This is a genomic window from Anaplasma phagocytophilum str. Webster, assembly GCF_000964685.1.
Lineage (GTDB): Bacteria > Pseudomonadota > Alphaproteobacteria > Rickettsiales > Anaplasmataceae > Anaplasma > Anaplasma phagocytophilum.
Map to the genome: position 1 here is coordinate 1,363,527 of NZ_LANS01000001.1, position 14,395 is coordinate 1,377,921.

The 14,395-nt window shown below is 39.2% G+C and carries 9 protein-coding genes; 4 read left to right on the forward strand and 5 right to left on the reverse strand.

What is annotated here, in order from left to right; all coding sequences use genetic code 11:
* Positions 1-1,023 precede the first annotated feature (1,023 nt).
* Together APHWEB_RS05345 and APHWEB_RS05350 are read right to left on the reverse strand one after the other, a co-directional pair.
* Complete coding sequence (locus tag APHWEB_RS05345; protein WP_011450699.1) at positions 1,024-2,403, reverse strand: NAD(P)H-hydrate dehydratase; 1,380 nt, start codon at positions 2,401-2,403, stop codon at positions 1,024-1,026.
* Positions 2,404-2,564: 161 nt separating this feature from the next.
* The gene (locus APHWEB_RS05350) at positions 2,565-3,065 is read right to left on the reverse strand and encodes a hypothetical protein (RefSeq protein WP_020848916.1); all 501 of its coding nucleotides are present in this window, start codon (positions 3,063-3,065) and stop codon (positions 2,565-2,567) included.
* Between the two features lie 934 nt (positions 3,066-3,999).
* Here APHWEB_RS05350 and APHWEB_RS05355 point away from each other — a divergent pair.
* Positions 4,000-4,212 (forward strand): hypothetical protein, encoded by a 213-nt coding sequence (locus APHWEB_RS05355; protein WP_020848915.1) that lies wholly within the window; start codon positions 4,000-4,002, stop codon positions 4,210-4,212.
* A 271-nt stretch (positions 4,213-4,483) separates the two neighbouring features.
* Here APHWEB_RS05355 and APHWEB_RS05360 read toward each other — a convergent pair whose 3' ends face one another.
* Entirely contained in the window at positions 4,484-4,777 is a 294-nt protein-coding gene (locus APHWEB_RS05360; RefSeq protein WP_044128612.1) for a hypothetical protein, read from the reverse strand.
* A 275-nt stretch (positions 4,778-5,052) separates the two neighbouring features.
* Between APHWEB_RS05360 and APHWEB_RS05365 the strand changes: the two genes are divergently transcribed.
* From APHWEB_RS05365 to cutA, 3 genes are all read left to right on the forward strand, one after another.
* Positions 5,053-5,709 (forward strand): O-methyltransferase, encoded by a 657-nt coding sequence (locus tag APHWEB_RS05365; RefSeq protein WP_020849301.1) that lies wholly within the window; start codon positions 5,053-5,055, stop codon positions 5,707-5,709.
* Between the two features lie 1,287 nt (positions 5,710-6,996).
* Positions 6,997-9,489 (forward strand): ATP-binding protein, encoded by a 2,493-nt coding sequence (locus tag APHWEB_RS05370; protein ID WP_020848913.1) that lies wholly within the window; start codon positions 6,997-6,999, stop codon positions 9,487-9,489.
* 47 nt (positions 9,490-9,536) lie between these two features.
* Positions 9,537-9,872 carry a divalent-cation tolerance protein CutA gene (gene cutA, locus APHWEB_RS05375; protein ID WP_011450692.1) on the forward strand — a complete coding sequence of 112 codons (336 nt, stop codon included), beginning with the start codon at positions 9,537-9,539 and terminating at the stop codon, positions 9,870-9,872.
* Between the two features lie 248 nt (positions 9,873-10,120).
* Here cutA and APHWEB_RS05380 read toward each other — a convergent pair whose 3' ends face one another.
* Complete coding sequence (locus APHWEB_RS05380; protein WP_052342460.1) at positions 10,121-10,837, reverse strand: M16 family metallopeptidase; 717 nt, start codon at positions 10,835-10,837, stop codon at positions 10,121-10,123.
* A gap of 1,601 nt (positions 10,838-12,438) precedes the next feature.
* A complete protein-coding gene (gene rpoD, locus APHWEB_RS05390) occupies positions 12,439-14,307 on the reverse strand; it encodes an RNA polymerase sigma factor RpoD (protein WP_021799040.1) in 1,869 nt (622 codons plus the stop codon).
* Positions 14,308-14,395 lie beyond the last annotated feature (88 nt).

Consider the following 14,395-nt stretch of genomic DNA (forward strand, 5'->3'; position numbering starts at 1 on the left):
ATCGCAAGCGTTACTAAGGGAAAAATATGACCTCGCTGCACTCGAAGTACAATACTCCACAGTCACATCTTCGTGTCTTGCTGTTGTATATAGAGTGGTACGTCCTTCAAAAAACGATGAAAAAGTCTGCGCGGATCAGCCGCGCCTATTGCATTATAGCGCTTTAGATCTGCAAATCAGAGTTTCTACTAGCCACTATTCCCTTCCCACTAGTATTCTGCCCTTAGCGTAATTGACAAGGTACTCAGAACGCGAGATGAAGCAACCATATTCAGCTCAACTTATATCGCCCGTTCAATTTTAGCTCTTCAGATCTATAAACATTAGTAACTTCCGACACCCTATAACCTGATATTTTTTCCCTTTGCAGCTGCATTGTTCTATATCTTCCATGAAATTACTGCTCGTAAACCTCAAATTGTATTCCTTTTCCAAATTCGAGCACCTACTAAATTTTTCAGATTTCAGCGCAATGTTGCTACTTTGAAGAGTACTTCTATTGCGGTTTTTTTCTTATAGAACACGCTCCTGTGCTGTTTTCTCATAAAACTATGCGTTATTGCAAATATGAATATTCACGATTACTGCTATGTATTTTGATTGTTTATAAAAGCCCCTTATACAAAAACCATTACGCTGGAGTGCGTATAGCAGTCTCTTCACAATGTTTACGCTAAGCAATAATGAATACTTTTCCAAAATGATAGAATTACATACAGCTTGTTGCTGCACAGATGCCTATTTTTCAGCCCATTTCCGCAACTGCTGTTATATACTCTGCTTGTATAGCTCATATCGAATCTACCTCCCCATAAAAGAAAGCATGGCTTGATTCTTGAAAATAAACGTACAAGCAAAATCAGGATAACTGGGGGAGCATCATGCTTGTGTTCGGGATTCTATATACATAGGCCACCAAACTAATTTCTGAAAAAATAGCGGCAAAATCCAATATCAGTCGGGTGCAGAGTAGAATGCTTGAACGAATACCCCAAAATTAAGCATAAATGCTGTAGAGCATTGCTATAGTGCAGACAATACCTCGGAAATTTGACTTATTATGTCTTCGGCAATTAAACCTAATCTGTATTTCTTCCCACATTCTCCATGTACCCATACAGCGCAACAAGCAGCATCAAACTCATTCATGCCCGTAGCTATTAACCCTGTAATCATACCTGCTAATACATCACCGCTACCTATTGTCGCCAACGCACATGGTGCATTATTATTCACTACAACCCTACCCTCAGGCGAAGCTATCACAGTATCATGTCCCTTTAATACAACAATAGCATTTGAGATTGTTGTAGCCGCACGCGCACGTTCTACAACGGTGCCTTTTAATCCTGGGAAAAGACGCTCGAATTCTCCTTCATGAGGCGTAAGCACCACTCGCTTTTTACTTATGCTTTTAAACAAGATATCACTGCAATCCTTAAAAACCGACAGGGCTCCAGCATCTAGCACATAACCCCTATCACCACTCTCCAATACATTCAGTACTTTGTTTTTTATAGAAGCGTCTGATAATTCACCACCAGGCCCTATCAATATAGAAGTGACTTTTTCATCACGTATAATCTCTTCATGTGCTTTATACATCACTGAGAGGAGCGTGCTAGCATATAATACAACTTCATCCTCCTCGCAAGCGACTGCAACTGCTCCAGGGCCAGTTCTCAATGCTGCAAGCGAAGCCAATTTTACCGCTCCTATAGACCTAATTCCTAGAGAGCAAATTGCGGCATAACCTCTATTGTACTTATGTGACTTATAGCTTAAGCGAGCCATTGATTTCTCCCACAACGCCGGAGAATTGAGGGATACTGTAGAATCACATACTTCCAAACCTATGTCTTTAACGCATACAACACCAGAATGCTGTCTCCCAGGTGATATTACATGTCCAAGCTTTAAACAAGAAAAGGTAACAGTAAGATCCGCCTTGATTGCTGCTCCCATTACTTCACCTGTGTCGCTATTTATACCAGTAGGGATATCCACAGATACTACAAATTTACCACTGACATTTATCTGCTGCACTATAGATGACAAATCCTCTTCCAATGGTCTAGACAATCCGATCCCAAAAATAGAATCTATGATTAATGGTTCTTCTAGTACAAAACCATCTGGCTCTAATGCAAATCCATCGGGTATATTACTCCGATAGCACAGTAGTCTAACAGACCACCCCTTATCACGTAGAAGATTAGCAATAACCGCACCGTCTTTTCCATTATTTCCCGGCCCGCACAGAACCAATACTGGTGACTTAGGAAAGCGAGATACTAACTCTTGTACGACTGCAGCGCCAGCTCGAGAAATCAGTTCTTCCTCTGCGATAGAAGAACCCTGCTCACATGTTCTAAATTGGTTAACAGAGAGAATTCTATGCACTACCTATACCTAGAAAGACAGCTTAGTGTAAATATAACAAGTTATGCTACAAACTAATATACTCTTCTATATATCTTCCTCTTAGCATAATTTTTCCTCTACTAAGCATGGCTAGACTGAGATATAAATGCACATAGTAAACATGTGTTTTTGCACATATATCACACGCAAGCCACCTCTTCACGCACAAACTCAGGTGTTATTTTACGTGTCTTAGTAGGCAATAACAGACCAGGGATAGCTTCAGCCTGTTCAAGCAAAGCGTTCTCCCGCACGGCTACATACTCCATCTCGGGTGTTATGATACCTTTTTTAGCATAAAAGAGTTGAGTCACTGGAGCACCTCCAGCTATTCCTTTCAATATTACTCTATCATCTCCAGAAAGAGCCTTTACACCTCGAGCATCAGAATTAGTCTTAGCCTTACGTATAGGATAGGTATCATTCCTGCGAGCTATCCAATCTCGCCTTATGCTAGATATTCCTTCAGTCAGATTAACCTTAATATCGCAATCAGTATAAGGACCAGCAGTATCGTAGAGAAGGAAACGCTGCGAAGAATTTCTAATATTTATTTGACGCATTCCGACCTTAACATCCGGATATAGAGTGCAATTAATGTATATTTTATTAGATGATGGGTAAATTTCAGAAATATTCATGTGCATTAGGATGAAAAATATTCCCGGTTAGCATACATTTATGGAATATATTATACAATCTTAAATAAAAATCTCTTCTTTATAAACATATTATGTCAGAAGATGTGATATATTAACTACACACTAATTGTGTGAAGTAAAACGTGTACTGTACCGTCCTAGAGTATCCTTCCAAGGAGAACATCTAGTACAACGGAGAAGTAACACGTGGAAAAGAGATTAGGAATAGGATTCCCTTGTTACTTACTGTAATTCTCCTACCGAAAGATGAATGCCCAATATTACACACATACCGGGCTTGATAAAATGCACTGTATTAGTAGTACCCGCATTGATCTTGGAGCAGGTAATAAATATCTAAAAGGCGTGTGCCTAATCACTCCAAGAGATCTCTGCATGTACCTGGTATGATCTAACTAAGCTATCAGGTAAAAGGTAGCATGTAAGTGTTTTAGCATTGAACTTAACAGCGCAATTTGTGGTTTAGCATTAGAGAATTCTCATCATGCTCAGGTGTAGTGTTTAAACGAAGCTATGAAGGCAATTCTGCAACTCGTCAATAATCAAGATTATCTATAGGAGACAACAGCGAAGCGACTAAGTTACGTAATGTGCGCAATGATATATAGCAGCAGGATTTAGTATACACGCGTGCTGCTATGACTCTTCTGTACTTGGGATACAGGCAGTGGCTTTATAGAAGAGTGAGATATATCATCGTAATAACAGTAGGTCTTACGGAAGGTATGCCATCATAAGTTCTCAGGTAATAGCAAAGCGATAATATCACTTCGTAGCGATTTTACGTATCTAAAAAGAGACTTATCTATAGAATCTTGATGGAATACTTTGTCTCTCGTAAGCAAAGCTCAGACCTTTTAATAAGTAAAACATAAACCTTAAATGATATCTTTCCATAGATTCAGTGATCCATATGGCAATGCTACTACAAACATATGGTTTCACGGATATGGTTGTTGATGTAAATGGTATTTTCATCAGCGACATAACTTGTACGAAGATTAAAGATCTAGGTTCAAGGGCTTTGGTAGACAAGACTTCTAAGCCCTTTTGTCTGTCATTTGATTATTTCTCCAAAGTAATAGCCAATCGCTTACTTCTTGAAATGCTCTCATGCCTTTTTTAGCTAAGTTAGATCTGTATGGCTGTTTCTACTAAATAACAAAGCAAGCAAATTTTGCTCTAGGGTAAAAGCCAAGACTTCTCGCCAATATGACAACTGCCACTCAATACACTATACCTAACCGCCCGCTTTTCTTAACTACAACGTTGCTCAATTTTTACAACAACAAACATAAGAAAAACCACTGTTAGTGGCAAAATTAACAAAAAAGCATAATATGTTACAAGAAAGGAACGACTTGTAACATATACACAACCAGTAGCAGCCAGAAATATCAGGCGTACTCTGTCTCTTCCGTAACTACCGAGACATCTCTCTCTTCTCCAGCAACGTGCTCCTTTCCTTTCCCCTGAGATACAAAACCCCTGGTTCTCTCGAAGCCCCTACGCCTCCTATGCCACCCGTATGTGTGCATCACGACCTTATTTTCTATCAAAGCTATAGTGCCGTCAGGATAGATTACCATGTCCATTCCCCGCCTCTGTGCTTCTAGAAACTTTTCCCTATACCTCTCCCGATATTCAGGATCCTGAAAAACATCAGCTTCTCCACTGCATTCTTTAGACATTACTGCATCTCCCCACTCTTCCCTAACTGCATAACAATTACACAGCTGCATGCAGCGCTCATACTCATGCAATGCCTACAATACATCAGACATAGCCGGCGGATCATATCACAAAATCAGCACAAATAAATATATATGCATGTCACTTATACCACATTTTCTATATACGTGATAAAATTATCACGCTGCATATACTTATAAAGTTAACGATATATTGAAGGAATTTATAAAAAAATATAAGATCTTCCTACAAATTAGAAACGTATAGGTAATAAGTGCGCAATGTCTCTTTAAGCAAACAAGATGAGTACCTTAATAAGCTTTTTGCTGTAGATACTGAGGGTGCATTGAAGGCGCATAAAACTGCACATTCTGAGTTGCGTATGGCACAATTAGGGACTGTTGAAGGACAAATGCTACAGCTTTTAATAAGAATGGCTGGTATACATTCAATAGTCGAAGTGGGTACTTGTGTGGGATTTTCCGCAATATGTATGGCGCATGCCCTGCCTTCTAAGGGACATATATACACAATAGAGAAAGATTACGAAAACGTAGTGACCGCAAATCAGAACATAGTCAACTGTAAACTGGAAGATAAAATAACGGTATTGCATGGTGAGGCTTTGGCGCAGCTAAACACTTTAAAGGAAATGGCTCCATTTGATATGATATTTATAGATGCAAACAAATCCTCATACCTTGCTTACTTAAACTGGGCTAAAATGTATATAAGGAAGGGTGGCCTCATAGTTGCTGATAACACCTTCCTCTTTGGCAGCGTATTTGATGAGCACCCAACTGAAAAAGTTTCTAGTAATGCTCATGCCAGTATGCGAGCGTTTAATGACGAACTCGCTAATAAAGAAAAATACCTCTCTACCATTATACCTACTAGCGAAGGCATGATGGTATCGATAAAGCTCACATGATTTCACGCCACAGACATTTGATCTCTAGACATCTTGTAATGACTCAAGATTTTAGAATACGCAAGAACATGTAGCGTGTGTTTATAAGCGGATCTATTCTCTAGATGCAGCTCTAAGTGTCGGGAGGGCTTTAGAGAAAGAATCACTGAGATTTTCGTCTCTAAAAGCTTGGAAAGATCACCTTGGCTCTTTGTGTAATTACTGCTGAGGTATTATAATAAAGTCTTCTTTCTGACGCAGTTCTACAGTGACCTCCCTATTTTGAAAGCGTTTCTTATAACCTGTGCGAGAGACGTTGTATTTTATCACTTTGCTCGATATGGAAAAATATATGTTTGTGTGATTTTACCCACTACACTCCCATGATAGACGTAATTGCAACTTTACAGGATCTCTATGTTACTAAAGTATCAGATTAAGTTGCAGACATTCATACTGCAAGGAAACAAAAAATCTCTACATACAGAGTCTACTTATACCTCATGACGCTTCATCGCCACTTAGAAACTCAACCCTATCTAGCCTTGAGTAGTAAAGTGTTCGGAGTTTGAACACTATGGGTTATAAATCTCTTGAAAAAACGTGTCTATTTTGCATTCCGAATACATTTAAAAATAAAAAGTTCCGGTAAGGAGTATGTTTTATTTACAAAAAAACATACTTACATGCCTAGAACAAAAGATAAAAATACCCCGTGAAACATCTATCAAGATACTGAACTCTGCAATTCTGTGATTATGACTATGTTCCCAGACGTAAAATGAAGCATGGAGTTTTAAAGACTACATTTGAGGTAATATTTACGCTGCATAATCTCCCTCCTCTATATTGCTGAACGATAATTCTGAATATACCGCAAGCCTTCCGAAAAAATATAGTATATATCTTACTGCTACATCATTTGTTTATAATACTTCTGTATTTCTTATAAAGAGCTCTTTTACAAGATTTTGACAATTCTTACTGAGGAAGAACAACAGACATATGAAGAACTTGCTGATTGTGTATAGAAGTTCTTGTAGCTTGCTAAAGACACAACGCTGCTATACTCGTACTGCATGCTAAATGCAGTTATTGCAAATGACAATACTATAAATTAAAACGAGTTAGAAAAGGAACAATAAAATGTACAGTATAAGGCAATATTTAAACTTTTAATTCAGTGATTATAGAAGTTTCATGCTTAATTTTTCATATGTACTTGCCATGCTCTTGAGCTACAGGTACATAAGCCTGGGGCGCTTAATCGGCCTTTTCTGTGTTGAGCAACGAGCTGGGAGTTGGTAGGTGCATAAGAGGTATACAGACAGTGAACGGAATCATAAAGTCGACTTTATGATTCGTGACTATGGAATTACAAAGATAAAAGCCGCAATTGTGGTGATATTACCATTACTTTGTATTTTCAGCATATACCTGTTCGGCATCGAAAACGGGTACGTTAGTATGGTGTTTAACTGTTTATTCACAAGCGCCATCGTCCTAGTGCTCTTACAAAAGCTAAGTCGCTATCCTAAGGTTATAGCTGCTATTGAGTATCAGAATATGATTTTTGCAAATGCATTAAATCACGATACAGAGTTTTGCTTGATATTAAACGGACAGGGAAATGTTGTATACTCAGATGCCAGGTTCAATACGCGATTCCAAAATTTTACTCAAAATGGCAATCTGAACCTATATAACGTGCTTAAATTAGGTAATTTGAGCGATAAGGAAATATCGAGATTTTTAGGTGCCTTAAAGAACAAATCACCTGTACGAACATATTGTTCAGTCAGTAAGAAAAATACCGTTTCAAACTTCTCTCTTATCCTTGATCCGATAGTAAATAATCCTCAAGTTGACATAAATACCGAAGCAACATTTAGTCTATTTCTTAGCCCCCTTTCAAGGCCCCAGGACTACTTCGTACTTAAAGCAGTAAAAATTACGAAGGAAGACGTGCATGAAAAGCTATTAAATAGACACAACGTAGGATCTTACTTACTCAGTCAGGATGGGGTCATAATTTCTGCAAATGCAACGTTTTTAAAAATTTTTGAGTTAGACACTTTAAAGCGTCATACATTATTGAGCGACTTTCTTAGCAAAAACCAATCAGATAGCGAAACCGATGAAGTTGTATTTTTGACATCAACTGGCACAATGTTCAGAGCATATGTCACACAAGAAGTCTTTCACGATAAAAATAACAATAGCTACATATATGGATTAATCACGCCTAAAAAATTCGATCTCACCGATTATCAGTTAAACCCGTGCTTTATCCATTCTCCCATCGCTATTGCACAGTGCAACATGGATGGAAAAATTATAAAGTACAACAAAGCGTTTGAGGCACTTGTAGATAAGCAACATCAAGAATACATATACTCTCACCTTACGGCCGTATACAGCAAGAAGATAAAAAAGTACTTACAAAACAGCGTTATAAACAATATGTCCATAGAGGGACAGCTCTGCAACAAGACTTACGTTAAGATATACATGAACAAGCTGATACATAATAACACTGTATCAGTGGTGTGCTACATAACTGACAGCGCTGACCGTAAAAGTTTAGAAACTCAATTGGAACAATCGCAAAAAGTACAAGCAATTGGTCAATTAACCGGTGGGATAGCACACGATTTTAATAATATACTGACCGCAATTATAGGATTTTGCGACCTGTTACTTATTCAACACCCTGCTACCGACCCTTCGTTTAGGGATATTATGCAAATAAAGCAGAATGCTAATCGTGCTGCCAATTTAATTAGGCAACTGATGGCATTTTCACGCAAACAGACTCTACAACCCAAGATTCTAGACATAAACAACATTGTTGCAGATCTAGCACAAATGATAAAGAGGCTCATCAGTGAGGATATCGAACTCAATATTTACTATCAGGAAAACATAGGGCTTGTAATGGTTGATCTTAGTCAGCTAGAGCAGGTAATTGTCAATCTAGTAGTAAATGCAAAATCTGCTATGAGCTCTGGCGGAGCATTAACTATAAGAACCTACAATTTTACAGTAGATGCCTCAACTACACCTAAGGGTATGTTTGCACCAGATAAAGATCGAATCGAGCATGGTGAGTACGTTGTACTTGAAGTCATAGACACTGGACATGGAATAGATAAAAACATAATGAAGAAGATTTTTGATCCCTTCTTCTCAACACAAAGTGATACTTATGGCACAGGCTTGGGACTCTCAACTGTATATGGCATAGTAAAGCAAACCGGTGGTTACATATACGTAAAGAGTAAGGTAGGAGAAGGTACAAAGTTTATGATCTTCCTACCAAGAATATACGCAACTGAAGGTCAAGAAGTAGGAAATCGCTCCGTATCAGATGAAAATACAGTAGAAAAAGAACTATTAGAAGGAGGGCTACTATTACCTAATGCAGCAACTGTTTTGCTTGTAGAAGACGAGGATCCAGTCAGGGCATTTACTTCGAAAGCGTTGTCACGCAGGGGTTTTAATGTCATAGATACAAATTCGGGAAAAGATGCCATAATTGCAGCATCCGATAACCACATAGATGTTATTATCAGCGACGTGGTAATGCCAGGTACTAGTGGACCTGAAACCGTAAATGAAGTGTTAAAAATACAACCCAACACCAAGGTTATATTTGTCTCTGGATATGCTGAAGAAGTGTTCCATCAGCAACATAAAGGGATAGATTTCAATGAAATACTATTTTTATCAAAACCATTTACATTAAAGCAATTATTACAAAAAGTAGATGAGGCTCTAGCGTGCAAAGGCCAGAAATAAGCACAATATGCACAGAAATATAATATCCCTAGAGAGGACTTGTCGATATGAGTAGTACGCTGCTTTTAATATACACTACAATGCCAGATCATGATAGCGCTCGTAATATGAGTGAACTTTTACTACGGGAAAAACTCATATCCTGTTCTAATATGATTAATGGTATAACATCCATGTATATATGGAATGGGGATATTAATACTAGCACCGAATGCATAGTAATAATGAAGACTACTGCCGGTTTATATGAAGAGATTGCGAAAAAAATAAAGGAACTTCACCCTTATAACACACCAGCAATATTCTCAATCCCTACTCATAACTGCGACCCAGAATTCTTAAAGTGGGTAAATTCCTCTACCTATAGAGATATTGACTGCTAAAGCCATTCTTAGACACTGAAGAAAGATGGAGTTTTAGTTATAGTGAGTGTGTTGCTCGCGTTTTTGGGAATCTCCGTCACAGTTGTTGCCTCGATTGCTAGTCTAAAGCTCGTAATGGGGCGCGTTAATATATATACAACATTCTAGCGCTTCATGAAACAAAAATACCACAACAGAAGTATATGAAAGACGATGCTTTTTCAAAAATTCATAACTCAGCATTTTTTGAAATCAAAAAGCATTAAGAATTATGTGCGCATACATTGGTAATATATAGTCACTACCTTAACGGTAACCCCTTCAAGAGCGTCTAATGTGCCGGAAGCGTCATAAGCGTGCGGCTGATCACCAAATACAACTTTGTTCAACATGTTATGCGCTAGCTGTCCCGGATCACTAGAATCACGTCTTATGTCTGATTTTTGACGCTCCTTTTCTATGACGAAAACCTCTTCATCAATAGGAGAATCTACCAACACCTCCCCTATCAATCCTAGTGCAAAATCTAAATTCTCGGAAAGAGTCTTCAACGTTACATAAGCATTGTCGCTGTCTACAGAAACATGAAAAATTATTCCTTTCTCTTGAAACAGCTTAGCAATACTTTCCCCATCCTTCGTCGTACCACGCGATATCAACGAGGTTGCTAACAACGCCAAACCCTTTTTGTCTATAGGATCATAAATGAAACCAGCATTTTTAAATGCCATAGTCATAGACACCAGAGGAAGCCCTTCTTTTTGCTTGTACCAGTAACCAATCCCTGCAGAAGTCTTCACGTCGCGAATGTCAATTTTCATATCGGAGGCAAAGCAATGAGTACCCCAAAACAAAACGCTAATAAAAAATAGCACATGACCAAATAGCTCACTCCTCAATAATGACGGCGGTGTGTAGATATTACTAAAGAGCAAAACGGCTATAACTAATGGGTAACACAAAATCGACCTATAAGAAGGTTTCATAGCATCACACCAACACACAGACAGATATAGATACAGTCCTGCCCCATGCCGCGCAGCAACCGGTCGTATATTCAATAACCACCTCATATAAAAAAGAGGCAACACGAGCATTTTCAAATGCCAGAATCGCAACTCAGGGCTATAGTAGCTTCACTAGGCAATGCAAAGCGAAATGTTCGTGTAGTAAATTGGAAAACGTACGCAATATATGGAAAGATAGCAGAGATAATTGCACCAACTCGCTCCACAGAAAAAAGCCGAAGTAGCTTCAGTAAACATATACAGATGATCAAGATAAAATCATCATACACTACAGAAAGGTTGTATAATAGCATCGAACTCAGATAGATACTGCCCCGGACGACATCCGGTAGGTCGTACATTCCCCGTGAGGCTAATGTAGCTTTGCTAGGCATGATACATTAGCAGACGCACATAATATGACGCAAAGAAATTCAGCAACACAACAGATGCTTGCACTAACTTAAGCCTACACCCTGATCGCACTATCATAGTACGTCAGAAACATATCAGTGCAATTATCAGAGAGTCTCATATACCGAACTATGCGATGCTGTGGTGTTAAGGTATACAGTTATATCTATAAACAAACGTAGCGCAGAATCGAAAGTCGCATTATGACGTTATAAAAGAATCCTGCTCCAAGACGTAAGTTTCGTTAAATCAAATTTGCCACTTGATCTTGAAAAGAATTAAACACTGGTAATACACACCAATAACGCAAAGCGCGTGTTACTAGGTATAGTAACATTAGCAGACGCACGCAATATAACATAAAAGAAATTCAGTGACATATGGGACTAATGGGTCTAGAAACCAAGTCAACTTAAAAGAAAAAAGGCTTAATGGCATAACAGCAACACGCAGTCAGATATAGATACCGCCCTGCTCTGGGGCGCGCAGCAACATCCGGTTGTATATTCAATAGCCGCTTCATCTAAAGCAGCAACACGAGCATTTTCAAATGCCAGAATCTCAATGCAAGGCTATAGTAGCTTCACTAGGCAATGCAAAGCGAAATGTTCGTGTAGTAAATTGGAAAACGTACGCAATATATGAAAAGATAGACAATGAGAATTGGGGAATGTTCATACAGTAAATTGAAGAGCATGTGTAATATGCAGAAAGACAGCAGAAATAACGATACCAACTCCAACACACTCACAATAAAAAAGCCGAAGTAGCTCCAAGCTAAATATATACTGGAAAATATATGCAACACACAAAATCAAAAAGGTGGCAAGGGTACAATCTCGCAATTAACTCAAGTCTCAATCAGCAATACCCCAATCTCACGTACTACGATACGCAAGACATAGAAAAGACAGCAGAAACTCTGCAAGGAGTTGTACAATTTAGCAATTAGTGCAAATTTTTGAGCACACAATATATAAGAAATATATGAGAAACGCGCAAATACTAAAAATTCACCCCCTGTCTTTTACAAGACAAAAGCTTCACACCCTATCATCCCACTACAAAACGTGAGACAATATTCCAAGAGAGAACAACACCAATCCCCCACATGCCCTCACCACAAAACCACGCAGCATGCAGAAATTGATAATCTTTCAGCGATTTTAGAAAAACCCACGCAATTTCCTAGCACGACTTGGATGACGCAGCTTTCGCAAAGCCTTTGCCTCTATCTGCCTTATCCTCTCACGAGTAACATTAAAGAGCCTACCTACTTCTTCCAAGGTATGATCCTTACCGCTCTTACCAATTCCAAAACGCATACGGAGAATTCTCTCTTCTTTAGGTGTAAGAGTAGAAAGTACCTTAGTAGTTATCTCACGCAAATCAGCAAGCACCGCGGCATTCTCAGGCTTTACAGCACGCTTATCCTCTATACAATCACCAAAGGTACTACTATCATCATCCCCTATAGGACTCTCGAGACTAACAGGATCTTTGACGATCTTCATCACCTTACGGATCTTCTCAACATTTATATTAAGCCTAGCAGAAAGCTCCTCCAAAGTTGGCTCCCGACCAATCTCATGCAGCATCTGCCTCAGCGTACGATTGATCTTGTTAACAGTCTCAATCATATGCACAGGTATTCTAATAGTCCTAGCTTGATCAGCAATCGCCCGCGTGATCGCCTGACGCACCCACCATGTAGCATACGTAGAAAACTTATAGCCACGCTTATAATCAAACTTATCTACAGCCTTCATCAAACCTATATTGCCCTCTTGCACTAAATCAAGAAATTGCAATCCACGATTCGAATACTTCTTCGCTATAGACACAACTAACCGAAGATTTGCCTTGATCATCTCCTGCTTAGCTCTGTTCGCCGTACGCTCATGCTTCTGAATCTTGGCTACTAACGCCTTGAAACTTCCAGGACAATCCTCCCCAGATAATAACTTCACCCTGTTCTGCATCTCCAATAGGGTGTCACCTTCCTTATCTAGCAGATTTTGCCATTCAAATGAGGTTTTCGCTTGTTCAGCTATAGTATTGTTATTATAAGCATCTAAAAAGCTCTTTCTATCTACACCGTAGCTCTCAGCCAACGAAATAAGAGAGGACTCCTCCGCCGCTATTGACTTACTTAAAGCGTATATTTGCTGAGTCACAGACGCAACAGCAGAATCGCTAAGCTTCATCTGAGAAACCATCTCCCATATGCTGTCGTGCAGTTCATTATAAGCATTCTCATCGTACTCGCCGCCGTCACGCTTTTTCTTCTTCATCTCCAAGATCTTCTCAGCAGCTTCTATCGTGGAATCCAAAATAGATATAACTTTCGGCAATAAAGCACTCTCCATCTCTAATATAGAAGCATTACCAAGAGAAGATTCATCGTCTTCATCAGCCTCATCATCAAGAGATGACTCCGGATCTACATCCCCATCATCTGGAGGCAATACTACATCACCTCGCCCGACACCATATTCTTCACCATCTCCCTCACCAAACCCAGGTTGAGGGAACCCACACCTGTAATTTGCATCTAGATCAATAAGGTCACGCAGCAATACCTGCTGATTTACCAAATCATCCCGCCAGGACATAAACGTGCGCAACACCAAAGGAGCTTCTACCATGCACCTAAGCATGTTGACCTTTTCTGACTTGATCCTTTTCGCGATCTCTATCTCTCCTTCACGTGATAAAAGCTCAACCGAGCTCATCTCACACAAATACATACGTATTGGATCGTCAGTCTGACCAAAATCCCAAGAACGAATACTAGCTTCATCCTCTTCGTCTTTTACAACACTCTCTCCAGTAACAGTATCATCTGTGTCATCCACATCGCTCTGCTCAAGAACACTAATTCCCGAATCTTGCAACATAGATATAGTTTCGTCTATGCTATCCGAGGTTACTACCTCATCATCAGAAAGAGCATCATTCAAATCGTCAAACGTAACTATGCCGCCTTGCTTTATACCCTTTGTTATTAGACTTCTAACAAGCTCCTTATCCATCAATGAATCCCGCAAAGGAAAAAAACTAAACTATATAACCAGACGAAAATACCAGCCACCTGCCTCGTTAGACCCTAAAAAATACCAA